The organism is Haloferax sp. SDI50, assembly GCF_059802635.1.
In genome coordinates, this window is record NZ_JBPULL010000001.1 from 949,615 (window position 1) to 972,396 (window position 22,782).

Annotated in this window: 24 protein-coding genes; 14 read left to right on the plus strand and 10 right to left on the minus strand. The window is 66.1% G+C overall.

Going from position 1 to position 22,782, the window contains the following annotated elements:
* Positions 1 to 63: 63 nt before the first annotated feature.
* The gene (locus tag ACSR87_RS04985) at positions 64 to 1,254 is read right to left on the minus strand and encodes a TIGR04053 family radical SAM/SPASM domain-containing protein (protein ID WP_498529729.1); all 1,191 of its coding nucleotides are present in this window, start codon (positions 1,252 to 1,254) and stop codon (positions 64 to 66) included.
* A gap of 32 nt (positions 1,255 to 1,286) precedes the next feature.
* On the opposite strand from ACSR87_RS04985, the gene ACSR87_RS04990 reads away from it, so the two are divergent.
* The 3 genes from ACSR87_RS04990 (at position 1,287) to nirK (ending at position 3,188) form a co-directional block, all read left to right on the plus strand.
* A complete protein-coding gene (locus ACSR87_RS04990; RefSeq protein ID WP_008575235.1) occupies positions 1,287 to 1,646 on the plus strand; it encodes a DUF2249 domain-containing protein in 360 nt (119 codons plus the stop codon).
* 140 nt (positions 1,647 to 1,786) lie between these two features.
* On the plus strand, positions 1,787 to 1,939 hold the full coding sequence (locus tag ACSR87_RS04995; protein ID WP_008096193.1) for an HVO_2142 family zinc finger protein: 153 nt from the start codon (positions 1,787 to 1,789) through the stop codon (positions 1,937 to 1,939).
* 169 nt (positions 1,940 to 2,108) lie between these two features.
* Positions 2,109 to 3,188, plus strand: a complete 1,080-nt coding sequence (gene nirK, locus ACSR87_RS05000) for a copper-containing nitrite reductase (RefSeq protein WP_008575234.1) — start codon at positions 2,109 to 2,111, stop codon at positions 3,186 to 3,188.
* A gap of 103 nt (positions 3,189 to 3,291) precedes the next feature.
* Here the strand turns inward: nirK and ACSR87_RS05005 are convergent, their stop codons facing one another.
* Both ACSR87_RS05005 and ACSR87_RS05010 read right to left on the minus strand, forming a co-directional pair.
* Complete coding sequence (locus ACSR87_RS05005) at positions 3,292 to 3,645, minus strand: hypothetical protein (RefSeq protein ID WP_498529730.1); 354 nt, start codon at positions 3,643 to 3,645, stop codon at positions 3,292 to 3,294.
* A 136-nt stretch (positions 3,646 to 3,781) separates the two neighbouring features.
* Positions 3,782 to 4,048 carry a hypothetical protein gene (locus ACSR87_RS05010; RefSeq protein ID WP_008575233.1) on the minus strand — a complete coding sequence of 89 codons (267 nt, stop codon included), beginning with the start codon at positions 4,046 to 4,048 and terminating at the stop codon, positions 3,782 to 3,784.
* A 243-nt stretch (positions 4,049 to 4,291) separates the two neighbouring features.
* On the opposite strand from ACSR87_RS05010, the gene ACSR87_RS05015 reads away from it, so the two are divergent.
* Together ACSR87_RS05015 and ACSR87_RS05020 are read left to right on the plus strand one after the other, a co-directional pair.
* Complete coding sequence (locus ACSR87_RS05015; RefSeq protein WP_405311025.1) at positions 4,292 to 4,612, plus strand: DUF5789 family protein; 321 nt, start codon at positions 4,292 to 4,294, stop codon at positions 4,610 to 4,612.
* A gap of 235 nt (positions 4,613 to 4,847) precedes the next feature.
* Positions 4,848 to 5,462 (plus strand): DUF7998 family protein, encoded by a 615-nt coding sequence (locus ACSR87_RS05020; RefSeq protein WP_008575229.1) that lies wholly within the window; start codon positions 4,848 to 4,850, stop codon positions 5,460 to 5,462.
* A 33-nt stretch (positions 5,463 to 5,495) separates the two neighbouring features.
* On the opposite strand, the gene ACSR87_RS05025 is transcribed toward ACSR87_RS05020, so the two are convergent.
* A complete protein-coding gene (locus ACSR87_RS05025; protein WP_498529731.1) occupies positions 5,496 to 5,801 on the minus strand; it encodes a cupin domain-containing protein in 306 nt (101 codons plus the stop codon).
* Between the two features lie 161 nt (positions 5,802 to 5,962).
* Between ACSR87_RS05025 and ACSR87_RS05030 the strand changes: the two genes are divergently transcribed.
* A complete protein-coding gene (locus ACSR87_RS05030) occupies positions 5,963 to 6,262 on the plus strand; it encodes a DUF8011 family protein (RefSeq protein ID WP_498529732.1) in 300 nt (99 codons plus the stop codon).
* A gap of 31 nt (positions 6,263 to 6,293) precedes the next feature.
* On the opposite strand, the gene ACSR87_RS05035 is transcribed toward ACSR87_RS05030, so the two are convergent.
* Complete coding sequence (locus ACSR87_RS05035) at positions 6,294 to 7,634, minus strand: hypothetical protein (RefSeq protein WP_498529733.1); 1,341 nt, start codon at positions 7,632 to 7,634, stop codon at positions 6,294 to 6,296.
* A 124-nt stretch (positions 7,635 to 7,758) separates the two neighbouring features.
* Positions 7,759 to 7,992 (minus strand): DUF2249 domain-containing protein, encoded by a 234-nt coding sequence (locus ACSR87_RS05040; RefSeq protein ID WP_004062753.1) that lies wholly within the window; start codon positions 7,990 to 7,992, stop codon positions 7,759 to 7,761.
* 133 nt (positions 7,993 to 8,125) lie between these two features.
* Between ACSR87_RS05040 and ACSR87_RS05045 the strand changes: the two genes are divergently transcribed.
* Positions 8,126 to 9,292 carry a Cdc6/Cdc18 family protein gene (locus ACSR87_RS05045; protein WP_498529734.1) on the plus strand — a complete coding sequence of 389 codons (1,167 nt, stop codon included), beginning with the start codon at positions 8,126 to 8,128 and terminating at the stop codon, positions 9,290 to 9,292.
* A 376-nt stretch (positions 9,293 to 9,668) separates the two neighbouring features.
* Here ACSR87_RS05045 and ACSR87_RS05050 read toward each other — a convergent pair whose 3' ends face one another.
* Positions 9,669 to 10,490, minus strand: a complete 822-nt coding sequence (locus tag ACSR87_RS05050) for a hypothetical protein (protein WP_498529735.1) — start codon at positions 10,488 to 10,490, stop codon at positions 9,669 to 9,671.
* A 289-nt stretch (positions 10,491 to 10,779) separates the two neighbouring features.
* Here ACSR87_RS05050 and ACSR87_RS05055 point away from each other — a divergent pair, with 289 nt between their 5' ends.
* Positions 10,780 to 11,649, plus strand: a complete 870-nt coding sequence (locus ACSR87_RS05055; protein ID WP_498529736.1) for a class 1 fructose-bisphosphatase — start codon at positions 10,780 to 10,782, stop codon at positions 11,647 to 11,649.
* A gap of 623 nt (positions 11,650 to 12,272) precedes the next feature.
* Here ACSR87_RS05055 and ACSR87_RS05060 read toward each other — a convergent pair.
* The 3 genes from ACSR87_RS05060 to ACSR87_RS05070 form a co-directional block, all read right to left on the minus strand.
* Complete coding sequence (locus tag ACSR87_RS05060; protein WP_498529737.1) at positions 12,273 to 13,091, minus strand: IclR family transcriptional regulator; 819 nt, start codon at positions 13,089 to 13,091, stop codon at positions 12,273 to 12,275.
* Positions 13,092 to 13,714: 623 nt separating this feature from the next.
* Positions 13,715 to 14,971 carry a M20 family metallo-hydrolase gene (locus ACSR87_RS05065; RefSeq protein ID WP_498529738.1) on the minus strand — a complete coding sequence of 419 codons (1,257 nt, stop codon included), beginning with the start codon at positions 14,969 to 14,971 and terminating at the stop codon, positions 13,715 to 13,717.
* Between the two features lie 129 nt (positions 14,972 to 15,100).
* Complete coding sequence (locus ACSR87_RS05070) at positions 15,101 to 16,363, minus strand: amidohydrolase (protein WP_498529739.1); 1,263 nt, start codon at positions 16,361 to 16,363, stop codon at positions 15,101 to 15,103.
* A 186-nt stretch (positions 16,364 to 16,549) separates the two neighbouring features.
* On the opposite strand from ACSR87_RS05070, the gene ACSR87_RS05075 reads away from it, so the two are divergent.
* From ACSR87_RS05075 to ACSR87_RS05100, 6 genes are all read left to right on the plus strand, one after another.
* On the plus strand, positions 16,550 to 18,301 hold the full coding sequence (locus tag ACSR87_RS05075; protein ID WP_498529740.1) for an ABC transporter substrate-binding protein: 1,752 nt from the start codon (positions 16,550 to 16,552) through the stop codon (positions 18,299 to 18,301).
* Between the two features lie 75 nt (positions 18,302 to 18,376).
* Positions 18,377 to 19,336, plus strand: a complete 960-nt coding sequence (locus ACSR87_RS05080) for an ABC transporter permease (protein WP_498531036.1) — start codon at positions 18,377 to 18,379, stop codon at positions 19,334 to 19,336.
* A gap of 1 nt (position 19,337) precedes the next feature.
* On the plus strand, positions 19,338 to 20,342 hold the full coding sequence (locus tag ACSR87_RS05085) for an ABC transporter permease (protein ID WP_498529741.1): 1,005 nt from the start codon (positions 19,338 to 19,340) through the stop codon (positions 20,340 to 20,342).
* Positions 20,339 to 21,415 carry an ABC transporter ATP-binding protein gene (locus ACSR87_RS05090; RefSeq protein WP_498529742.1) on the plus strand — a complete coding sequence of 359 codons (1,077 nt, stop codon included), beginning with the start codon at positions 20,339 to 20,341 and terminating at the stop codon, positions 21,413 to 21,415. Before ACSR87_RS05085 ends, ACSR87_RS05090 begins: the two co-directional genes overlap by 4 nt.
* A complete protein-coding gene (locus ACSR87_RS05095) occupies positions 21,412 to 22,518 on the plus strand; it encodes an ABC transporter ATP-binding protein (protein WP_498529743.1) in 1,107 nt (368 codons plus the stop codon). The genes ACSR87_RS05090 and ACSR87_RS05095 overlap by 4 nt, the downstream gene beginning before the upstream one ends.
* Positions 22,515 to 22,724: a hypothetical protein gene (locus tag ACSR87_RS05100; protein WP_004062765.1), complete on the plus strand. Its 210-nt coding sequence runs from the start codon at positions 22,515 to 22,517 to the stop codon at positions 22,722 to 22,724. Before ACSR87_RS05095 ends, ACSR87_RS05100 begins: the two co-directional genes overlap by 4 nt.
* Positions 22,725 to 22,782: the final 58 nt, after the last annotated feature.

Consider the following 22,782-nt stretch of genomic DNA (forward strand, 5'->3'; position numbering starts at 1 on the left):
CGGATGCAAGCGGTTACCCCGAACGTGTTCGGGACGGCTCCCGCGGACCGCTATTCCGAGGCGTCAGTCGCCCGCCGGTCGGGTCGCGGGCATCGGGCCGTCGTAGCCGTCGGGCACGTACCCGCAGAGCGGGTCGCTCGCCAGCGGGTCGCCGGTGTGTGCGTAGGCCCGCGAGCGACTGCCGCCGCAGACGTGGCGGAACTCGCACGCGCCGCACTTCCCGCGGAGGGCGTCACGGTCCCGAAGCGACCGAAAGAGGTCGCTCTCGCGGTACTGCTCGACGAGCCCGCCGTCGCGGACTGAGCCGGCGGACGCGGGGAGGAAGCCCGACGGGAACAGGTCGCCGGTGTGGCTGACGAAGGCGAAGCCGTCGCCGGCGGTGATACCGAGTCGGCGGCCGATACCGTCGGTCGGGGGCGCGTCGCTCGCGTCCCGCCGGCGCTGGATGGCGACTCGGCGGTAGTGGGGCGCTTCGGTCGTCTTGACGCCGAAGGGGGCTTCCTCGCTCACTTCGGTCAGCCACTCCATGACGCGCTCGGCGCGCTCCGGGGAAATCGGATCGAGGACGCGCCCGCGCCCGACGGGGACGAGGAAGAACACGGACCAGAGCACCGCCCCGAGGTCGGCCACGAGGTCGCAGAGCGCCGGGAGTTCGTCGACCGTCTCGGCGCAGACGGTCGTGTTTATCTGGAGCGGGAGGCCGGCCTCGCGGGCCGCGCGGGCGGCCGCGACGGTCTGGTCGAAGCTCCCGTCTTCTCCCCGGAAGGCGTCGTGCGACGCCGCGGTCGCGCCGTCGAGGCTGAGCGCCATGCGCCTGACGCCCGCGTCGGCGAGGTCTGCGACCGTTTCGGGCGTCAGCGACGACGTTCCGCTCGGGGTGAGCGTCATCCGGAGACCGAGGTCGGTTCCGTACCCGACGAGCTCCACGAGGTCCGAGCGCGCCAGCGGGTCGCCGCCGGAGAGGACGACGAGTTGGCCCGGGCCGAACTCGCGGGCCTGGTCGAGCAGGCGTTTTCCTTCGGCGGTGGTCAGTTCGTCGGGGTGTCGCGCGGGCGTCGCATCGGCCCGGCAGTGGTCGCACGCGAGGTCGCACGCCTGCGTGACCTCCCAGATGAGGACGAACGGCCGCCGCGAGGTGTCGATGCTCGACGGGTCCGGCGGGGCGGTCGCCGTCGGCGGCGCGCCGGCGTCACTCTCCGCGTCGGTGTTGGCTTCGGCGTCGGCGTCGGTGTCGACGTGTGGCGGTCGAGACATGGCTCTTGTCGTGCGGTTCGGCGTCGCGGAAGGTGAGCCACGCCCCGAACGTGTTCGGCCGACTGGCCGGGGAAACCGAATCGAACACGTTCGGGGTGAGCTTCCTGCGCTGTCGCCCCCACGACACGCATATGGACCACGAGGCGTACCTCGACGGACTCGACGCACCGACCGAGCGAGCGGTGGACTTCCTCGACGTGCGGGAGCTGCCGCCGCCGGAACCGCTCACGGAGACGATGAACCGCCTCACCGACCTCGACGGCGAAACCGTATTCGTCCAGCTTAACGACCGCGAGCCGAAGTTCCTCTACCCGAAGCTCGACGACCGGGGATTCGCCTACTGCTCCGCCGAGCGCGACGAGGGCGTCGTCACCGCGATTTGGGAGCCCTGAGTCGGGGCGGTCTCCGACACCCCTCCTGCGTGCCCCTCGTCAGCGCCGGGAGCGGCACCGTTTTCGACCCGAAACGTGTCGGTCGTGCCTAATTTGGCATAATCGTTAATGTAATAATACCCCATGCGTTTGTACGTGGTATGAGTTCAGACCACACGAATACCACCCACTCCGAATGGTGCCCCGACTGCGGCTCCGAGATGGCCTTCACCGGCACGCAGCCGGCGGGACTCGCGCAGTTCTTCTGCGAGCAGTGTCGGTACCGCCGCGACCGCTTCGTCGGCGACGACTGAACCCCCGTTCGTCTGCTCGGGATTCGCGCGCTCGTTAGCGACCGCGCCTCTCCGCGTCTCACGGCGTGGTACGGTTCGCGAAGATGTTCGGAGCGCGTCTCCAACCCGGACAACCAGTGTCCGTTTATACCAGTATCCGGGCACTCGATTCAACCGGAGGGAGACACAGATGCTATCCACGACCCGGCGGCGGACGCTCCAGTGGCTCGGACTCGGCGGCGTCGCATCGCTCGCCGGCTGTGCGACGAAATCGCCGACCGCCGCGCAGTCGCTCGACGAGACGGAGGAACCGACACAACAGGGTTCGACGAACCTGGTGGACCAAGTCGCGGCCGACCCGACGGATATCCCCGGTCCAATCGACCGGAGCGAGCCCGCCGAGGTCGACGTGACGCTCCGTCCGGAGGAGGTGACCGCGGAGGTCGAAGACGGCGTGACGTTCACCTACACGACGTACAACGGGCAGGTTCCCGGCCCGCTCGTCCGCGTCCGGCAGGGCGACACGGTGAACGTGACGTTCGAGAACCCCGAGGAGAACACCATGCCGCACAACGTCGACTTCCACGCGGTCGCCGGTCCCGGCGGCGGCGCGGAAGCGACGATGACGAACCCCGGCGAGACGGCACATCTGCGGTTCAAGGCGACCTACCCCGGCGCGTACATCTACCACTGCGCCGTGCCGAACATGGACATGCACATCAGCGCCGGGATGTTCGGGCTCATCCTCGTCGAGCCGCCGGAGGGGATGCCCGAGGTCGACCACGAGATATACCTCGGCCAGCACGAACTCTACACCGACAAGGACGCCGGCGAGGAGGGCCAACACGCCTTCGACTACGAGGCCATGCGGAACGAGGACCCGACGTACGTCCTCATGAACGGCGAGAAGTACGCGTGGACGCCCAACGGCCGGGGGCCGGCCGCGACGGTCGGCCTCGACGAGACGGTCCGGGTGTACTTCGTCGACGGGGGGCCGAACCTCTCCAGTAGCTTCCACCCCATCGGAAGCGTCTGGGAGACGCTCTACCCCGAGGGGTCGCTGACGACCGACCCGCAGACCCACATCCAGACGCGACAGGTGCCGCCGGGGAGCACGACCATCGCGACGATGAGTTCGCCCGTCCCCGGCGACTTCAAGCTCGTCGACCACTCGCTGTCCCGCGTCGTCCGCAAGGGCTGTATGGCGGTCGTCCGCGCCGAGGGACCGGAAGACCCCGAGATATTCGACCCCGACCCTGACCCGCAGTAGCGCCGTTGTACCGACTGGCAACCATTGATCGCTGTTTTTCGTCCGTCTCTGTCGGAACCGCTCGGTGCTGAGAGCACACGCGTGCAACGCTTAGAGGGCGATATCAACGACCGAATACAACAGCGCTTCCAAAGAGTATGAACAGTGCCCCGAGTACAACTCCACCGACGAGCGTTCCGGCTGTTGACGAGGCAACAAGCCCGAGAGTCGCTATCCCGCCACCGACGAGTATCCAACACAGGCCAATCCAGTGACGGCTAAGGCGTTTGAACCACGGCGAGATGCGGGGGGCAAGAACCTGTACAAGACCAATAAGGGCCAAAACGATTCCGGCGATAACTCCACCAGTATTGGTCGGGTTCGTCAAGAATACGAAGACGCCGATGGCGAGTACTGCGACTAGCAGCGTACTCACGCCACCCCACACACTACCGAACTCGTCGTTGACGTCAGTCATCGATAGAGGGCAGACGCTGGTTGCAACGCATACGTGAACGAGTACTGGTGGACGTGTAATATATTTCGCCAGCGAGTCGCTAGTGACCGACTCGCACTCTGTGTTCAGCGAGGCGTAGTACACGTCGTGGCGGTTGTCAGTCCCAGTAGGAATCAACCGATTCGCCGGCGAGTCGTGCGCGGACGAACAGGTACGCGAAATGAACTGGGACGTAGCCGAGACAGAGAATCCAGCCCTGTGGCTTCGAGACTAAGTCCCATGTGCGTTCAACGCCCCTCGTAGCATCCACCGAGAGCGTTTCCAAGCCGGCTATCGAATCAAGCGCAGGTCCGACGACTATCACAAACACGCAGATGTAGAGGATAGCCACGACGAGGATTTCGAGCGATTGGTGAGCACGCATCGTTCCGCAAGTGGTGTACCGTATCGGGCCGAAAATAAAGCTACTCCGAGGCCGGTTGGCATCCATCGTGTACTCGACCGTTCCGACCGCAACGGAGCGCCGGCACCGACCGGGCGTCCCCGGACTGACCGGTTTTCTGCCTGACGCTGTTGACCCCCGCCGGACCTGACAGAACCCGCGTGTCGGACGCGACTACCGAGAATCGGCCACAGCATTATCCCGTTCGCTTTCGAAGTGCCAAGGATGCCAGACGACAAACAGGGCCGAAACAAGCAAGCGGCCAACGAAGAACAGCGCCAGCGCGAACGGGCGCTCCAAGAGGCGCGTGACCGCGCCGACGAACCCGCCCCCGGGGAGCCGCTTGGGGACCTCGACGATGCGCTTGAAATTCAGGACTATCCGACCACGACGGAGCAACTCGTCGAGAACTACGGCGACTACGAGGTCGAAACGCAAGGCGGGTCGAAGCCCATCCACGAGGTGCTCGCTCCGGTTGACAACGAACTGTACGACTCCGCGGACGAGGTTCGCGACCGGATTCAGCGATTGATAAATCGGAGCTGAGTGCGTCCGAAACCGTCTCCGTCGTGGCGATATTTGGTAACCTGCGCTCCGAGCCGTGTCCGGTCCGTCTGTGCCGCTCTTTGGCCCGTCCACACGTAGCTCCCGTCCCGCGACGACGAATTTTGACAGCACCAAGCACCATCGACCCGTGCCACGACCGCGACGAGCGCCGACGAACAGTGAATTGAACGTGTTCGGGGGTGGGCCTACGCCCGTGGCGACCCCACTTCGAACCATGCCAGACATCCCATCCCTGTTCGGTGGCGGGTCGCGGGCCGACCGCTTCGACGATATCGACCAGTTCGTCCCCGAACACCTGCCCGCCCCGGACGCCTTCCTCGACGGCCACCGCGTCCTCGACGGCGACGACCACGTCGCCGTCCACCGGGTCGCCCGCGACCTGTTCGAAGCACGCGGCGTCTACGACGTGACGTTCGGCTACAACCTCGCGCGGCTGAACCTCGACCGGCGCCACCCGAACGCGGGGTTCCGCTACGCGGAGGACCGAGACGACCCGTCGGTGCTTCTCGCGGAGTTCACGCCGACGACGCCGTTTTGCCCGCAGTCGAAGACGCTCACCGTCGGCGCGTTCCGGGCGTGGAACGGCCTCGACGACCGCCACGACTACGACCGCGTCCGAGTCCGTGTCGCGCCGATGCACCAGCAGGCAGACGCCATCAACGCGGAACTCGACGCGATGGACCCGGCTGACGCGCCGGCGGAGACGGACGACTCGGTCCCCGATACCGGGACGCCGACGGGCGAAGGCGACAAGGACGAACCTGAACCGGTCTCGCTGTCCGAGGAGTTCGAGGCGGCGCTGAACCGGCTGTCGGGCGAAAAGCAGTAGGCGTTCGTTTTTCGTTCGTCGTGAGCCCGCAGTTCAGTCGTCACCGGCCGGCGCGAACACCAGTACCGCGGTGCTGTCAACCGGCGCGCGCGGCGAGATATCTCGGTCGCCGCCGAACCGCAGCAGCTCTCCCGCCGCGACCTCGTGCGTCTCGCCGTCGAGCGCGAGTTCCATCCGGCCGGTGACGACGTGGAAGACGATATCGAACCCGGGGTGGGAGTGCGCCGCCACCTCGTCGCCGGCTTCGAGGCGGAGTCTGACGGTTTTCGGACGGTCGGTCTCGAAGACGGGCGCGTGCATCTGCGGCGGGAGGTCGTCGAGCGCGGCGTGTTCTGGCATCACGAGTGAGTCGTCGACCGCACGGTCGGTAAGCCTGCGGCCGAACACGTTCGGGGGACGTGGGGCCGGAAGCGACCGGATGTGAACGAGAGCCAGCGCGAGCGCGACCGAGGTGGCGAAGGCAGGTGCTCTTTTCACCCTCGCGGGCGACGACGCGTTCAATGCCCTCCATAGTTGACGAAAGCCTGTTCAGCGAACCCACCGGCGGCCTCTTTCCAGTCGTCCAGCTCTCTGGCGCGCTCATCTTCTCGGGGTTGTACTGGCAGTACGCGGTCGTGGAACAGTCTCTGTCGGGGAGCTGGCTGCTGTTCATGATAGCCGGGACCGCCCTGTCCGGACTCGCGGAGTCGCTCCCGGAGGACCGACGACGAGCGGCCGGCGGCCTGCGTGTCGTGGCGGTTCTCGTCCTGACGTGCCTGCTCGCACTCCTCTTTCTTGCACCCGAACTGCTCGGGATGTGAGTGAGTACGAGACCGTCCCTGACCCGCCGACTCAGTCAGCGCCGTCGTCCGCACCGCCAGTCGACGCGGCCGCGCGGCCGACCAACGACTGCGGGCTGTGGAGCCAGATGACTCGCAGGAGGTTCGCAGCGAACGCCGCCACACCGGCGAGCACGAGCGCCCAGCCCGCCGTCTCGGCTGCCGGGGAGAGACCGGCGAGGTCGCGTGCGACGACGGCGGCGACGCCCGAGACGACGAGACCGAAATCGAGGCGGGCGAGGCGGGCGTTGTAGAGGTCGTCGAGCATCGGCACGGGTTCGAGGCCGAGGCGGTCGCTGTATCGGTGGACCCAGACGATGAAGGGGACGACGTGGTAGAGCGTCCCGAGCACGACGAAGCCGACGAAGCCGAGCCGGAACAGCGACCCGGTTCCCGGCGCGCCGAACAGGCGGTCCCCCGCCAGCGGGTCAGCGAGCCACGCGGGGAGCGTCAGGACGGCCCACCCGGCGAGCGCGACGGCCGCGACGGCGTACCGGGTGAGCATGGGCGTCCAATCGACCGCCGACTCGACGAGTCGCCGGGCGAGAATCGCGGCGATTCCGAGCAGCGAGAGGGCGACGAGCGCGCCGCCGACTCGCGCGAGCGTCGGGTCGGAGACGAGTCGCCCCCCGGCGAGCGTGACGACACCGACGGGGTAGCCGACCTCCTCGACGCAGCGGAGCCACACGTCGACGCCGCGGAGCTTCGTCTGGGTGAACATCGTCGCGAGCTGATAGAGCGCGCCGACGACGGTCGTCACGACGACGCCGAAGACGGCGAGCGTGACGTGGGCCGCGCGGACGCTCGCGTGACTCACGCCGACGCCGGCGAAAAGCGGGCGCGTGAAGTCGACCGCGAGCAGGAAGCCGAGCGCGGTGACGACCGCGAGAAAGCCGAGTGCGAGACCGAAGTGGCGCTCGGTCACGTCGGAGCCGTCGAGTCGGGAGAGCGTGCGCGCGACGTTGTAGGCGAACGTCCAGAAGCCGAGGAGCGCGACGGCACCGAAGACGGGAAGCCACGCGAACGCCCCGAGGAGGAAGCATCCCGCGAGGCCGGCGAGACCGACGCTGACGACCCACAACTGCGTGGTCGCGAGTCGCCGGGAGTAGAGGTCGACGCCGGACCAGACCGGGACGAACTGCGTCATCGCGCCCATGATGGTGACGCACACCCACCCCGCGAGCAGGAGGTGGACGTGCGCGAGTCGGGCGGCACCGGGAGCGACGCCGACGGCGAGAGCGACCCGGAGGCCCACCGCGGCCGCGAGGAAGCCGAGCGCGACGACGAAATGCCGGAGCGGAATCGTCATCGGGGGCTGTCGGGCCGTGTCGACATCGGCGGGAATGACACTCATACGCGGACTAGTGCGGCGCGAAGCCCTACCGGTGACGCCGAACATATTCGACGAGAGTGGAGAAACGGCGGAGACGGGTCGGGACGGCGAGTACGACTCGCGGCCGCGACCCGCGACCGCGGCGCTACCGCTTCGGGAACGTCGCCGCGAACTCGTCGGGAGCGCGTTGTTCGACCGTGTAGTTGTCGGCGTCGAACGCGTCGACTTCGGCCTGCATCTCGTAGAACAGCGGCTTCGGGTCGTGGTCGTTGAGAATCGTCAGCGACTCGCCGGCGTCGAGGTCGTCGAACGCGGCGTGAATCTTCGGATGGCGCTCCGCCGGTGGGAGGTCGCGCACGTCGAGGGTGGTGTCTGCCATACGCGTCGTACCTCGCTGGGGACCGCCGAGTCGGTTACCCCGAACACGTTCGACGACCGGGCGACCACAGACGTACCGCAGCCGTAAGCAGTCAGAACTGATATACCTCCCATTTCGGAACTACCACTACGACATGGACATCGAAGCGAGGATCCAACGTCGGCAACGCCGGGACGGTGAGCCTCGCCTCCTCGTCGATTACGACTCGCTCTCGCCGGTCGCGCACACCGACGACCCGGTGAACTGCGGACCGGTGTTAGAGCGACTGCTCGACTACCTCGACCCGGTGTTCGACGGCCATCTCCCGCCGAACGCCTACGTCTACGGACCCAAGGGGTCGGGGAAGTCGGCGGTCGTGACGGCGCTGTTCGACCACCTCGTCCGCGCGTCGAGCGTCAACAACGCCGCCATCCACACGACGACCCGCGTGCAGGCGACGTTCGCGCCGCGGTTCGTCTACGTCGACGCGCGCGAGACGACGAGCGCGTTCGCGTTCTATCACGCCGTGCTCGACGCGCTCGTCGATGAGTCCGTGCCCAAGCAGGGTATCAAGACCGAGGCGCTCCAGTCGCGGCTCAAGGCCGCGCTCGGCGGCCCGAAGACGGGTGCCGTCGTCGCCGTCGACCACCTCGAAGAGCCGGGGACGCTCGACGGCGAGGCGTTCGTCGACCTCTGTGCCGGGCTTCCGAGCAAAGTCAGTTGGCTGGCTATCGGGCGCGCGCCGCCCGACGAGACGGTGCTGACCGACTACACGGCCGGCGCGATTCAGTTCGAACCGTACCAGAGTCAGGTGCTCGTCGACGTGCTGATGACGCGAGTGTCGGCGGCCGGGTCGCGGCGGACGCTCGACCACCGACTCGCTCGCGACATCGCCGAGTGGGCCGACGGCGACGCTCACGACGCGCTCGCGGCGCTGTTCGGCGCGGCCGACGAAGCGGTCCGCAACCGACACCGGAGCATCACGGCCGCCGACGTCGCCGCCGGAATCGCCGCGGTCCCCCAACCCTGCGTCTCGCTCGGCCGCGTGTTCTCGCTCCCGGAGAACCGCCAGCAGGTGCTCCACGAACTCCTCACGTTGCGCCCCGACCAACAGCAGTCGGTGCAGGCGACGAGCCAGCACATCGCCAAATCGGTCGACCTCTCGGCGACGACGGTCAAGCGCATCCTCTACGAACTCGCCGAAGACGGCATCACCCGCCGAGTCACGGCGGAGCGCGTCGACCGGAAAGGGCGGCCGCCGAGCCGACTCGAACCGCAGTTCCCGACGGTCGTGTTCGAACGACTGTTTGCCGCGCAGTAATCTGCTTCCACGTAGCAACAACTAATTTATTATATTTGATTGCCATATCTCGGTATGGAGTTGACGAGTAACCGACGGTCCACCGCTGTCCCCCTCGCTCTCTGTTGTGGACTCCTCTCGACAACGATTGCTGTGGAAGTCGTTGGCGGCTATCTCTCGTTAGAAGGACTGCCGATTGTGTATGCCCTTCTGGGACTGTCAGCAATCGGCACTCTCGTGTCGGAGTGGTTCAGCCGAACCTCCTCGTGGAAATCTGTGCTTCTGTACGGCGCAGTAACGTTTTGTAGTTCGATTCTCCTGTTTCTCTATCTGTTCTCTCTGACAGATGCGTGAGGGACCTTGCGCCGGCGCGGTGCGTCACTAGACGCCGTCAGTTTCAACCGATTCCCAGTCCGCTTCCCAACGCGAGAGCGGCGATGACCGCAAATCCGCCCGAGGCCAGTCCGTACTTCAGGGCCTGCCGACGAAGACTACTGCGGAAGTCATCAAACCCGTGATCAGAAAGCACCAGCGGCGTCTCGTCGCTCCCGTGGAGTACGGGCCTTCCCTGCTCAACCGTGACTTCCCCGCAGACGGCCAACTCCTCGCCGTCGAGGATAGCTCTCGCCTCAAAGTACGTCTCATCGAGGCTCTCGTCGTCGGCGCCCGTGTCCAAGCCGTCTACATCGGCAACGGGCGTGACAGTCCAGTGATCCTCTAGGTGGATGTGCTGCGATTTCCAGCTACGCTTCGACAGCCAGGTCGATACCGTCCAATCCGAAGACACCGTTGTGATGTCGGCGCTGCCGTGGGTCTGAGCCAACCAGCCTGTGTCGATTCGAACCTCGCGTTGACCGTCGTCGACGGTAAACATTCCAGACTCGATTCCGGATGCATACGTAATCAGATTCATATCCGCCCCGGGCTCTTCGGCATCAAGGTTGTAGTTATACGACTCGGATTCCTTGAGCCGCCACACGTACGCACCAATCGACGCCCCTTCATCAATCCGAAAAGCGTTGCTTAGTGGCGGTTCGCTCCTGACCTTCACCGTTCCCTCTATCGCGACTGTCTCGCCATCGACGAGCGTTGATGGACTGTCGGCCTCGGACACCGACATCGAATGCGAGAGCATCCCGGCGGTAATCGCTCGGGAGCCAAACCACAACGAGCTAGCAAGAATAACTACCCCGAAGATAGTACTGACCGCCTCGACCATATTCGACTGCACCGTTTGGAGAGACCATATATATGGGGGCGGGTCCCGATGCAGAAGGCCAGTCTCACCGACACAGTACATCGCAGATTCTACCAGCGTCCGAGTCGAAAACCCGCCGCCAACTCCGTCGTGGGCGCGGTGCAACGCTTACACGCGGGGACAGAACTATACTTCGTCCACGGGACCAGTAGGTAATGACGACCACCCCGACGCCCGTCCGCGCGCCGCCCATCGGCGTCCCGTCGAACCGCTTCGACGCATCCCCGACTCCGCGGGGTGTATCGAACGCATGACAGACGAATCGAGTCGGGAGGACGACGTGGTCGACGCCGTCGTCGAGACGCTCTGTGCGGCCGCGCCGTCGATTCGGGCGGGACTGCCCGGCCGGCGCGTCTACGAGGAGGGCACGAACCCGAGCGGCGAGCGCCAGATGGAAGCCGACACCTACGCCGACGAACTGCTGTTAAAGCGGCTTCGCCCCCTCGACGGCGTCGGCGAGTACGCCAGCGAGGAGCGACCCGACGTCATCGACATCGGCGAGGGGGTTTCGGTCGCGCTCGACCCGCTCGACGGGTCGACGAACCTGAAGCCGAACAACGTGATGGGGACACTGTACAGCATCTACGACGAACCGCTCCCCACGGGCGGCGAGAACCTGCTCGCCGCGGGCTACATCCTCTACGGCCCGGTGACGACGCTCGTGGCCGCCCGCGACGGCGTCGTCAGCGAGTACATCCTCGAATCGGGCGTCAAGCGCCCGCTCCGAGAAGAGTTGACGCTCCCCGACGCCCCCGCCATCTTCAGCTTCGGCGGCCGCGTCAACCGCTGGTTCGACGAGTTCGAGGCGTTCGCCCGCGAGACCGAACGCACCGAGGGGATGAAGCTCCGCTACGGCGGGTCGATGATCGGCGACGTGAACCAGATTCTCCACTACGGCGGCGTCTTCGCGTACCCCGCACAGACCGACGCGCCGGGCGGCAAACTCCGCCAGCAGTTCGAGGGCTTCCCCATCGGCTACATCATCGAGTGCGCCGGCGGGCAGTCGTCCGACGGCGAACAGTCGCTCCTCTCGGGAACGCCCGAGGACATTCACGACCGCGTCCCGGTCTACATCGGCAACGACTCGCTCGTCGAGTCGTTGGAAGCGCGGCTGGACTGACGGTCCCGATTTGTCGGCGTCGCGGCGAGTCGCGGGTGCTGACGTGACCTGTTTCTGCGCCTGACACGACGCAGTTCCGAAAACCAGTCGTCGAGCCGGCGGTCTGTCCCCCACTGGAGAGGCGGAAGAATGAACTCGCCAGGAACCAAACTAACAAATACAATATATGTGTTCTTTCTAGATAAGATAGGATGGCAGAGACCGGGACAATTTTAGCCATATGTAACTATATCCGAACTAGAATGATCGATTTTGGGATTAATAGTAGAAGAAATACATTATTTATCCAAAATTCCGAGATTGTCTGGACAATAGCTCGTCACTGTTAATTCGTGGGGCTTGCGATTGAAACACCCAATAGTCGTACTTTAGACGCAGAAATACGACACTACGGATTTCGAGTTCGGAATCGGAGACTCGACCGAAAATACAGTATTTTGATACTATTCTCTAAATATACTATTTCAGATATTTTTGATGGCGAAGCGAGCAACTGTCCGCGGTCTGCGACGGAGTGTCGGTTCCACCAAACCGAGTTGGTCGAGAACGTTGGACGGCAGAGCGCGCGAGAACCCGAGTGACATTACACGCTTATCGATGTCATGGAAGTCGGCCGGTGCGGCTCAGTCGAAGCGCCCGGCGTTCGAACTCCGCGCGGCCATGTTCATGTTCACCTCGATGATGTTGGCCGTGCTCGTGACCATTTCGGGGATGGTGTCGCGGAACTGCTCGCCCTTGATGCGACTCGTCGGCCCCGAGACGCTCAGCGCGCCGAGGACGGTGCCGTTGCGGTCGCGAATCGGCGCGCCGACCGCGCGGAGTCCCTCGATTTCCTCCTCGTCGTTGCAGGCGTATCCCCGCTCGCGGATGGCGTCGAGTTCGTCGAACAGCGCGTCGCGGTCGGTGATGGTCGCGTCGGTCTTCGCCGGGAGGCCGTGTTGGTCGACGATTTCCTCGACGCGACTGCGCGGGAGGAACGCGAGGATGGCCTTCCCGGTCGACGACGCGTGGAGGTTGTCCGGGCGCTGAATCTTCGAGCGCTGGTACTGGCTGCCGACCGCGCGCTCGCCGCGCACCTTGAGCAGACTGATACGCAGGCCGTGCTGTTCGGTCGAGAGGTGGGCGTACTCGCCGGTCTTCTCCGCGAGCGCCTCGACCTCCTCCTTGCCGACCTGGTAGAGTATCTGCTGGTTGCGCACGTACTCGCCCAGAAGCAGGAACTGGAGGCTGAGGTGGTAGCTGTCGCCCTCCTTGGCGACGAGGTTGTTCTTCCGCAGGGTCGCAAGGTGGTTGTACACCGTGGACTTCGAGAGGTCCAGGTAGTCGACTAACTCCGCGACGCGCGCCCCGTTCAACTCCTCGAGCGCCCGGACGACGCTGACCGCCGTGTCCACCGTGCTCAGCGTGCGGGACGGCGCATCGGTGTTGGGGTTCTCGGGCATGCTACCAGAACGTCTATCTGGTGTGATAGCTGTTCCGAATATCTTGCAATCGAACTCGGACGAGGGGAATCGGTGTTGGGACCGGCTATCAGAGCTGCTATCGCTCGATGATTGTCCAGCAAGCGACGCCCCGTGGGACGACCGGAGCCCGACCGGCGTGTGAACGAGCGCGCGACCCGAGACAGGACCGAGACAGGCCCGAAGCGACGCCCGTCGCCGGACCCTCACCAATTGTCGGATGCGTGGAATCGGCTTCGCACTCGATATCCGACCGCTCGGCGTCGCTGTGTGCGGTCGCGCCGCATACGGCTTAGAGAGCGGTTGCATATGGTGACAATACCCGGAGTAGGGCGCGTAGCTGCGTGACTCTCGGGGGTAATCTGATAACTCACGGGACGAGGATTCGACCGACGCGGCACGGAAAACTACGATTCGCGTTCGAGCGTCCGCGCACTGCCGGGATACGAGGTTCCACGCGAAACACGGGATGATTCGGAGCCGCGTGTCACATATCGAGACAGGCGATGCGGCCGCGACGAAATCGCGGCAGAGGCGCGAATTCGGCCGTGAAATGGCTGAAAGCAAAGAATTAGTCACAGCGGGAGCAGGCCGTCGGCCGCGACTCACGCGCCGGCGAGGCGAGCGAGCGTCCCCGCGAGAACCGACGCCCCGGTCGCGCAGTCCGCCCAGTCGGTCCATTCGCGGGGGTTGTGCGAGAGGCCGTCAGCCGACGGAGCGAACAGGAGCACGGCATCGGTGACGCCGGCAACATTCGCAGTATCGTGCATCGCCGCGGAGTGCATCCGTTTCGCGTCGATATCTTCGGTCGCGGCGGCGTCGAGGGCGGCGGCGACGCAGTCGTCGGCCATCCGACTCGGGCGCTGGTCGCGGTAGCGGTCGAAGCTCGTCTCGACCGGGTGGGCGGCTTCGAGTTCGTCGAGCGCGGCCTCGGCCCGCTCGGCGATGGCGTCCATCGCGCGGTAGTCCACGTCGCGGATGTCCATCTGGAGCGTGACCTCGCCGGGGACGATGTTGCGCGCGTTCGGAGCCACGTCGAACTGGCCGACGGTCCCCACGGCGGTCGAACTCCGGTTCTGCGCCACGTCGTCGGCCGCGGCCCGGAAGTCGACGACGAACTCGCTGGCGGCGACGAGCGCGTCGCGGCGCTCGTCCATCGGCGTCGCGCCCGCGTGGTCGGCCTCGCCCACGATGTCGGCCGCACAGGTCGTGATGCCGGTGATGGCGTCGACGACGCCGACCCCCGCGCCCGCGGACTCCAGCACCGTCCCCTGTTCGATGTGGAGTTCGGCCCACGCGTCCCACGCCGCGGCGTCGATGGTGTCGGTCCCGCGGAAGCCGATGGCGTCGAGGTGGGCGTCGAGCGTCGTGCCGTCGGCGTCGCGGAGCGCGAGCGCGTCGTCGGCGTCGCGCGCGCCGGTCGCCACCGACGACCCGAGCAGGCCGTGCGAGAAGCGCGCGCCCTCCTCTTCGGTGAACGAGACGACGTCGATTGGGCGGTCGAGGCTCGCGCCGGCGTCTCGTTCTTGGAGCGTCCGCACCGCTTCGAGCGCCGCGTAGACGCCGAGCGGACCGTCGAAGATGCCGCCCTCGGGGACCGAATCGAGGTGACTGCCGGCGGCGACGGGGGCCGCGTCGGGGTCGGCCCCGTCGGGAACCCACCGCCCGGCGATGGTTCCCACGGCGTCGATGCGGACCGAGAGGTCGGCGTCACGCAGTCGCTCGACGAGGAACTCGCGGGCGCGGCGGTCTGCGTCGCTCCCGGTCAGGACGGTCCGGCCGCGTCCCGCCGGCGCGTCGATGTCACCGAAACGGGCGTTCGCTTCGATGTCCTCGCGGAGTCGTTGCTGGGAGGCCTGCATGTGCGGCTCAACTCGCGAACAGCGGATAATAGTTGTGCGTGTTCGTGGCAGATTCTACGGGTCGAGGGCGACGACGGGTGGCGACACCCGCGGCTGGTTGGGGTCGAACAGCCGGGTCGGACCGCCGCGTTAGAGTGCGCGAATCGTCTGACACACCACGTCGACGCCGATGTCGAGGGCGTCCTCGTCGATGTCGAACCGCGAGGTGTGGTGGCCGAACTCGTTGCTCGCGCCGATGCCGACGTAGGTCGCCTTCCCGCCGTGTTCCTGCACGCGCCGAATGAGGTAGGAGGCGTCCTCGCTGCCGCCGATATCGAGTCGCGGAACCGCCTCGGTCACGTCGTCGAGGTCGGCCGCCGACGCGAGGACGGCCTCTATCATCTCGTCGTCGGCCGTGAAGGTCGCCGTCTTCCCGTAGAGCCCCGTCTCGACCGACACGTCGTGCATGCCCGCGGCGTGGTCGAGGACGCGCCGGGCCTTGTCGAGCATGTACTCGTTCAGGTCGGCGGTCCCGCCGCGGACCTCGACGCGGAGGCGCGCCTCCTCGGCGATGATGTTCTGCGGGTTGGGCGATTCGAACTTCCCGACGTTGATGCGGGTCGCCCCGTCGGCGTGGCGCGGAATCCCGTAGAGGTTCTGGACCGCCGCGGTCGCCGCGTGGAGCGCGTTGCGCCCCTCGTTGGGCGCGTTGCCCGCGTGGCTCGGCGCGCCCTCGAAGGTCACGTCGAGCTTCGCGTTCGAAAGCGGGTTCTCGTAGGCGGCGATGACGGTCCCCGTGGGGTTGCCGAGGCCGAGGTGGAGCGCGAGGAAGTAGTCGATATCCGCGAGCAGGTCGGTCTCGCTCATCGGTTTGCCGCCGCGGCCGCCCTCCTCCGCCGGCTGGAAGAACAGTCGGAGCGTGCCGTCGAACCCGCCGTCGTCGTCGAGGTCGCGGGCGATTCCGAGCCCGATGGCGGTGTGGCCGTCGTGGCCGCACGCGTGCATCTCGTTGGGGTGCGTGCTCGCGAAGCCCAACTTCGCGGGGCGGTGTTCCTCGTCGCTCGATTCGGTGCGTTCGAGGGCGTCCATGTCGACGCGGACGCCGACGGTCGGCCCGTCACCGAAGCGCTTCTCGGCGACGAGGCCCGTGACGCCGTCCATCCGGTCGAGGTAGGATTCTGGTGCGCCTTCTTCGCGTGCGCGTTCGACTGCGGCAGCGACCGCGTCGTCGTCGGGGACGCCCAGTCGCTCGCCTTCGGCGACGGCGTCCGAGCCGAGGTGAAGCGTGAACTCGCGGTCGTCGAGCGCGGCGGCGATGAGGGCGGTCGTGCGGAACTCCTTCCACCCGGACTCGGGGTGAGCGTGAAGGTCCTGTCGTAACTCTCGCAGGGAGAGCGTGCTGGCGTACGCCATGAAGCCGACATTGCAACCACCCGGTTAAACTGTTTGGGAAGCGGTAGCACAACGAACGCGAATGGGACTCCATTGCGATATAGTACCAAGATTGTGAGAGGTTGCCAAAGTTATAAATAACGGTGTTTCATGAGCTAAGGTATCACGCGTACCGCTACAAGGGTGTGTACGTAGCTCCAGAAAACAATGTCAGACGACAACATTACCGAGATAAACATGGACAGACGACAATTTATTGCGGCCGCGAGCGCGGTCGGCGCGACCGCGTTTGCGGGCTGTACCGGTGGTGACGCCGGCGGTTCCGGCGGTTCCGACGGAACCGAGACGAGCGGCGGGACCACCGACAGCAGTTCGTCGGGCAACTCGGGCGAGACCGTCCGCGTCAACGTCGCGCTCGCCGCGGAGCCGTGGAACTTCGACCCCGCGCTCTGGACGGACACCGCGACCAGCACCATCGGCGGCCTCATCTACGACGAGGTCATCGAACTGACGCCCGACTCCGAACTCCAGCCCGGACTCGTGACCGAGGTGCCCGACCCCGTCGACGACGGGACCGCCTTCGAATACACGCTCCGCGAGGGTATCACGTTCCACAACGGCGACGAGGTGACCGTCGAGGACTTCAAGTACTCCGTCGACTGGATTCTCAACCCCGACAACAAGTCGCCGGTCAAGAGCCGCCTCCCGTTCGTCGAGGACACCGAAATCGTCGGTGATCGGACGCTCCGGCTCAACCTCTCTCAGCCGTTCGGGACGCTCAACTGGTGGCTCACGCGCGGCCTGGAGGGTATCGTTCCCGAGGGCTCCCGCGGCGACACCGCAGACGGGAAAGGGCCCAGCGGCCTCGCGACCGACCTCACGCAAGACCCCTCCGGCGCGGGCACCGGCGCGTTCAAATTCGTCGAGTGGAAAAGCGGGAGTCACGTCCTCCTCGAAAAGAACGAGGACTACTGGAAGGACGGCGCGCCCGCCGTCGACGAGTTCAAGTTCGACTTCATCGGCGAGGACTCCACGCGCCTCGCGAACCTGCGTTCGGGCCAACTCGACCTGACCGACAAGGTCCCTCCGAAGGACTTCGAGAGCCTCAGCGGCCAGCCGGACATCACGACCGAGTCCGTCCCCGGCAACTACACGCAGGTGCTGTACGTGAACCTGATGGAGTCCGAGGACAACCCGATGAGCAACCGGCACAACCGCCGCGCGGTGCTGTTCGGCATCGACCGCGAGGAGATTCTCGACGAGGTGTTCTACGGGCAGGGCGCGGTCCAGAAGGGACCGTGGTACCCCGACAGCGACTGGACCTCGCCGAAGCTCAAGGAGATGCAGATGTACGACCCCGAGAAGGCCAAGAAAGAACTCGAACTCGCGGGCAACCCCGACGGCTTCGAGATGGACATCATCGCCACCAAAGGGTCGTGGTTCAAAGACGAGGCCGTCGTCATCCAGAACCAGCTGTCGAAAATCGGCATCGAAGCCAGCGTCACCGCCGTCGACAAGTCCACGCTCCTCAACCAAGTGTACAGCACGGACACGTGGCACGCCGCGATGGAAGACTGGGCGCAGTCCATTCCGGTCGCCACGTCGTGGCTCGACGCCGGCTACGCCGACAACAACCACAACCACAACAACTGGCACCACCCGTCCGAGGACCTCGAAGACATCTACGCGCCGAGCGGCCCCGCCGCGCCCGAGGACGCCGACGGCGACTTCTCGAACGGCCACGAATGGTACGTCTCGAAACTCCGCGAGGCGCAGGCCTCGACGGACGAACAGGAACAGAAGGAAATCGTCTGGGAGCTGGAGGAGTACCTCGTCGAACACGGCATCCAGATAGACATCGCCTACGTGAACAAGCTCGAAGCGTGGCGCAACGCCGTCAACGACTACGAGGTGGGCACGTTCCAGGACAACTACCGCTTCGTCTCGAAGGGTGAGTGACGAACAGATGCACACGCGTTCGCGCCAATCCCGTCGATTCCCAACGGCGACCCGGGGGGTGACTCAGCCGTGAGCATGTTCCGGTTCGTCCTCAAGCGCCTGCTGTTGAGCCTGCCCGTCCTCCTCGGGGTGAGCGTCGTCGTCTTCGCGCTCGTCCACCTCGCGCCGGGCGGTCCGGTGCGGGTGATGCTCGGCCCGCTCAGCAGCGAGGAGCTCGTCAGGCAGATTCGGCTGGAGATGGGGCTCAACCGCCCGCTGTACGTCCAGTACGGCCTGTGGATGCTCGACGCCATCCGAGGCGACTTCGGCGTGTCGTGGACGGTCCAGCAGGGAACGCCCGTGACCGACATCATCGTCGAGCGCATCCCGCTGACGGTCGAGCTGTCGATTCTCAGCATGATTACGGCGATTCTCATCGCCATCCCGGCGGGCATCATCAGCGCCGTCCGCAAGGACAAGCCCGCGGACCACGCCGCGCGCATCGCCGCGCTGTCGGGCATCTCGATTCCCGACTTCTGGCTGGGCATCATCCTCATCATGATATTCGCGGTGCAGTTTTCGTTCCCGTGGGCGACCGGCGGCTGGACGCCGCCGTGGGTCGACCCGGTGGCGAACCTCCAACAGTTGTTCCTCCCGGTCGTCACGCTCGGGACGGCCTACTCCGCGCTCATCGCCCGGATGATGCGCTCGGAGATGCTGGACACGCTCAGTCAGGACTACGTCAAGACCGCCCGCGCGATGGGCATCGGCGCGCGCGAAATCGTCCTCAAGGACGCCTCGAAGAACGCGCTCATCCCCGTCGTGACGGTCATCGGCGTCGGACTCGGCCAACTGATGAACGGCGCGATTCTGACCGAGACGGTGTTCAATCTCCCCGGTATCGGGAAGCTCCTGATACTGGCCATCGACCGCCGCGACTACCGCATCATCCAGGCGCTCATCCTGTTCATCGCGAGCGTGTTCGTCTTCGCGAACCTCGCGGTGGACGTGTTGTACGCCTACCTCGACCCCCGCATCAGACACGATGGAAACTAACATGGCAACGACAGACCAGACGGACGAGGCGGTGCCCGCCGCGCAAGCCCCCGGCACGCACCACAGTCAGTTCGAGATGTTCTGGAAGGAGTTCCGCCAGAACACCCTCTCGCTCGTGGGGAGCGCGATTATCCTCACGATGCTCCTGACCGCGCTATTCGCGCCGTTTCTCGCCCCCCACGACCCGACGACGCAGTTCGAGGCACCGGACGGCGAACACAACCCGATGCCGATGGGCACCGAGATGCTCGTCGAGAACAGCGCCGGCGAGGTCGTCGGCACGACGACGGCCTACCTCGGCACCGACCACCACGGCCGGGACATCCTCTCGCGCATCATCTACGGGTTGCGGACGCTGATGACCGTCTCGCTCGGCGTCGTCGGCTTCGCGATGGCGCTCGGCGTGACCGCCGGCGCAATCGCCGGCTACTACCGCAACACCTGGGTCGACGAGGTCGTCATGCGCTTTATGGACATCCTGTTTTCCTTCCCGAGTCTCATCCTCGCCATCGCGGTGCTCGGCGTGCTCGGGGTGGGAAGCACGGAGTACGGCTCCTTTACGCTCCCGAACATCGTGAAGGTCATCGCCGTCATCGGCGTCGTCTACATCCCGAGTTTCGCGCGCGTCATGCGCGGGTCCGTCCTCAAGGAGATGGAAGAAGACTACGTCGACGCCGCGAAATCCCTCGGCGCGAGTGACCGACACATCCTCGTGAAGGACATCGCCGTCAACACCCTGCCGACCGTCGTGGTCCAGGGGACGCTCTACATGGGGACGGCCGTCCTCGCCAGCGCCGCGCTGTCGTTCCTCGGGCTGGGCATCCAGCCGCCGAACGCGAGCCTCGGGCTGATGCTGTCGAACGCCCGCGGCTACCTTTACAGCGGCGAGTGGTGGTACTCGGTGTACCCCGGCCTCGTCATCGTCGTCACCATCCTCGGGTTCAACCTGCTCGGCGACGGCCTGCGCGACGCGCTCGACCCCCGCAACGACGGAGGCGAGCGATGAGCGCCGACCCGGACGAACAGCCGGTACTCGAAATCCGCGACCTCGTCACGCGGTTCTACACCGATGAGGGGACGGTCAAGGCCGTCGACGGCTCGTCGTTCGACCTCTACGAGGGCGAGACGCTGGGCATCGTCGGTGAGTCGGGCTCCGGCAAGTCCGTGACCGCGCTGTCGATGCTCCAACTCGTGGACAGCCCCGGTCGCATCGAGCGGGGGAGCGTCCGCTACCGCGGCGACGACCTGCTCGAAAAGAGCGAGGCGGAGATGCGGTCGATTCGGGGCAACGACATCGCGATGATGTTTCAGGACCCGATGACGAGCCTCAACCCCGTGTTCACCGTCGGCGACCAGATTAGCCGGGTCATCAAGACCCATCAGGACGTGTCGGACGCGGCGGCCCGCGAGCGGACCATCGAACTCATGGCCGACGTGGGCATCCCCGAACCGACCTCGCGCGTGGACAACTACCCCCACCAGTTCTCCGGCGGGATGCGTCAGCGCGCGCTGCTCGCGATGGCAATCTCCTGCGAGCCGGACGTGCTCATCGCCGACGAACCCACGACGGCGCTCGACGTGACCATCGAGACGCAGATATTCAACGTCCTCGACAAACTCCAGGAGAAGTACGGGATGAGCATCATCCTCATCACGCACGACCTCGGCGTCGTCGCCGGGACCTGCGACCGCGTCGCCGTCGCCTACGGCGGCCGCGTCGTCGAGCGCGCCGGCGTGGACGACCTCTTCGAGAACCCGCGGCACCCCTACACCCGCGGCCTCATGCGGTCGATTCCGCGGCTGACCGACGACACCGACCGGCTGACGCCCGTCGAGGGCGACGTGCCGAACCTCACCGACCTGCCGTCGGGCTGTTCGTTCCACCCGCGGTGTCCCCACGCGACCGCCGAGTGCGAGTCGTACGACCCCGAACTGCGGGAGGTCGAGCCCGGCCGGGAGGCGGCGTGTCTCCACGCCCGCGGCTACGACCTCTCGCCGTCGGCCATCGAGACGGAGCGCACCGAGGCGGACGGCGGCGGCCCCGCGGCCCCCGCGACCGACGGAGGTGAGTTGCGATGAGCGACGACCCGCTGTTGTCCGTCTCGGGGCTCCACAAGCACTTCACCCAGAACGACGGCTTCATCGACCGCCTGCTCGGAGCCGACGAGACGGTGAAAGCCGTCAACGGCGTCTCCTTCGACATCGAGCGCGGCGAGACGCTCGGGCTCGTCGGCGAGTCCGGCTCCGGTAAGTCGACGACCGCGCGGTCGGTCCTCCGGTTGGACGAGCCCACGAAAGGGACGGTCAGCTACGACGGCACCGATCTGACGGCGCTGTCGGACCGGGAGATGACGGAGATGCGAAAGCGCATCCAAATCGTCTTCCAAGACCCCGCGTCGAGCCTCAACCGCCGGAAGACCGTCGGCCAAATCATCAAACAGCCGATGGAGATTCACGGCCTCTACGAGGGCGAACGCGACGCTCGCGTGGACGAACTCATGGAGACGGTCGGCCTGCCGCCGCAGTACTCCAACCGCTACCCCCACGAGTTCTCCGGCGGCCAGCGCCAGCGCGTCGGCATCGCCCGCGCGCTCGCGGTCGACCCGGACTTCATCGTCGCCGACGAACCCGTCTCCGCGCTCGACGTGTCGATTCAGGCGCAGATTCTCAACCTGCTCGACGATTTGCAGGAGGAGTTCGACCTGACGCTTCTGTTCATCGCCCACGACCTCAGCGTGATTCGCCACGTCTGCGACCGCGTCGCCGTGATGTACCTCGGAGAAATCGTCGAACTCGCGGGCACCGACGAGCTGTTTTCGAACCCGCAGCACCCCTACACGCGGGCGCTGTTGGGCGCGATTCCCCAGCCGGTGCCCGAACTCGCCCGGCAACGACAGGTGCTCGAAGGCGAGGTGCCCTCGCCGCTCGACCCGCCGTCGGGCTGTTCGTTCAATCCGCGGTGCCCCGCGGCGACCGAGGAGTGCACGTCGGTCGACCCGACGCTGGACGACGTGGCGGGCGCGACCGGCGGCCACAAGGCCGCCTGCATCCACGTCGACGAGTTCGAGACCGGCGCGGGCGTCCCGAGCGCCGCGCAGGGCGTCGACGAGCGGTTCAGCATCGAGAACTTCGACGCCGAGCCGACGCTCGTCACCGACGGCCGGGGTGACGACGACAGATGAGCGTCGCCGTCAAGCCGATGCTCCGCATCGTCCTGACGTTCGCCATCGTGTGGTTCTACCGCGGGCTGTTGCCGCCGCTGTCGCCCGTGGCGAGTACCGTCGCGTTGGTCGTCCTCGCGGTGCCGACGTGGGTGGTCGTGAGCCGCCTGCTGTTCAACGCCGGCGGGGCGCTGGCGATGATAGACGACGAGTTCGACCGCACGTAGCGGGGGCTTTCTCGCCTCGGTAGCCGCCGGGAGCGTCGCGCGCGACCGGGTGGATAGC

What these genes read in the sequence shown, in the direction of transcription:
- ACSR87_RS05085 (WP_498529741.1), top strand. Translation starts at nt 19,338, where the DNA reads ATGGCAACGACAGACCAGACGGACGAGGCGGTGCCCGCCGCGCAAGCC.
- nirK (WP_008575234.1), top strand. Translation starts at nt 2,109, where the DNA reads ATGCTATCCACGACCCGGCGGCGGACGCTCCAGTGGCTCGGACTCGGC.
- ACSR87_RS05035 (WP_498529733.1), bottom strand. Translation starts at nt 7,634, where the DNA reads ATGAGTGTCATTCCCGCCGATGTCGACACGGCCCGACAGCCCCCGATG.
- ACSR87_RS05080 (WP_498531036.1), top strand. Translation starts at nt 18,377, where the DNA reads ATGTTCCGGTTCGTCCTCAAGCGCCTGCTGTTGAGCCTGCCCGTCCTC.
- ACSR87_RS05030 (WP_498529732.1), top strand. Translation starts at nt 5,963, where the DNA reads ATGCCCTCCATAGTTGACGAAAGCCTGTTCAGCGAACCCACCGGCGGC.
- ACSR87_RS05095 (WP_498529743.1), top strand. Translation starts at nt 21,412, where the DNA reads ATGAGCGACGACCCGCTGTTGTCCGTCTCGGGGCTCCACAAGCACTTC.
- ACSR87_RS05050 (WP_498529735.1), bottom strand. Translation starts at nt 10,490, where the DNA reads ATGGTCGAGGCGGTCAGTACTATCTTCGGGGTAGTTATTCTTGCTAGC.
- ACSR87_RS04995 (WP_008096193.1), top strand. Translation starts at nt 1,787, where the DNA reads ATGAGTTCAGACCACACGAATACCACCCACTCCGAATGGTGCCCCGAC.
- ACSR87_RS05090 (WP_498529742.1), top strand. Translation starts at nt 20,339, where the DNA reads ATGAGCGCCGACCCGGACGAACAGCCGGTACTCGAAATCCGCGACCTC.
- ACSR87_RS05025 (WP_498529731.1), bottom strand. Translation starts at nt 5,801, where the DNA reads ATGCCAGAACACGCCGCGCTCGACGACCTCCCGCCGCAGATGCACGCG.
- ACSR87_RS05065 (WP_498529738.1), bottom strand. Translation starts at nt 14,971, where the DNA reads ATGCAGGCCTCCCAGCAACGACTCCGCGAGGACATCGAAGCGAACGCC.
- ACSR87_RS05075 (WP_498529740.1), top strand. Translation starts at nt 16,550, where the DNA reads ATGTCAGACGACAACATTACCGAGATAAACATGGACAGACGACAATTT.
- ACSR87_RS05100 (WP_004062765.1), top strand. Translation starts at nt 22,515, where the DNA reads ATGAGCGTCGCCGTCAAGCCGATGCTCCGCATCGTCCTGACGTTCGCC.
- ACSR87_RS05060 (WP_498529737.1), bottom strand. Translation starts at nt 13,091, where the DNA reads ATGCCCGAGAACCCCAACACCGATGCGCCGTCCCGCACGCTGAGCACG.
- ACSR87_RS05005 (WP_498529730.1), bottom strand. Translation starts at nt 3,645, where the DNA reads ATGACTGACGTCAACGACGAGTTCGGTAGTGTGTGGGGTGGCGTGAGT.
- ACSR87_RS05010 (WP_008575233.1), bottom strand. Translation starts at nt 4,048, where the DNA reads ATGCGTGCTCACCAATCGCTCGAAATCCTCGTCGTGGCTATCCTCTAC.
- ACSR87_RS05020 (WP_008575229.1), top strand. Translation starts at nt 4,848, where the DNA reads ATGCCAGACATCCCATCCCTGTTCGGTGGCGGGTCGCGGGCCGACCGC.
- ACSR87_RS05045 (WP_498529734.1), top strand. Translation starts at nt 8,126, where the DNA reads ATGGACATCGAAGCGAGGATCCAACGTCGGCAACGCCGGGACGGTGAG.
- ACSR87_RS05040 (WP_004062753.1), bottom strand. Translation starts at nt 7,992, where the DNA reads ATGGCAGACACCACCCTCGACGTGCGCGACCTCCCACCGGCGGAGCGC.
- ACSR87_RS05015 (WP_405311025.1), top strand. Translation starts at nt 4,292, where the DNA reads ATGCCAGACGACAAACAGGGCCGAAACAAGCAAGCGGCCAACGAAGAA.
- ACSR87_RS05070 (WP_498529739.1), bottom strand. Translation starts at nt 16,363, where the DNA reads ATGGCGTACGCCAGCACGCTCTCCCTGCGAGAGTTACGACAGGACCTT.
- ACSR87_RS05055 (WP_498529736.1), top strand. Translation starts at nt 10,780, where the DNA reads ATGACAGACGAATCGAGTCGGGAGGACGACGTGGTCGACGCCGTCGTC.
- ACSR87_RS04985 (WP_498529729.1), bottom strand. Translation starts at nt 1,254, where the DNA reads ATGTCTCGACCGCCACACGTCGACACCGACGCCGACGCCGAAGCCAAC.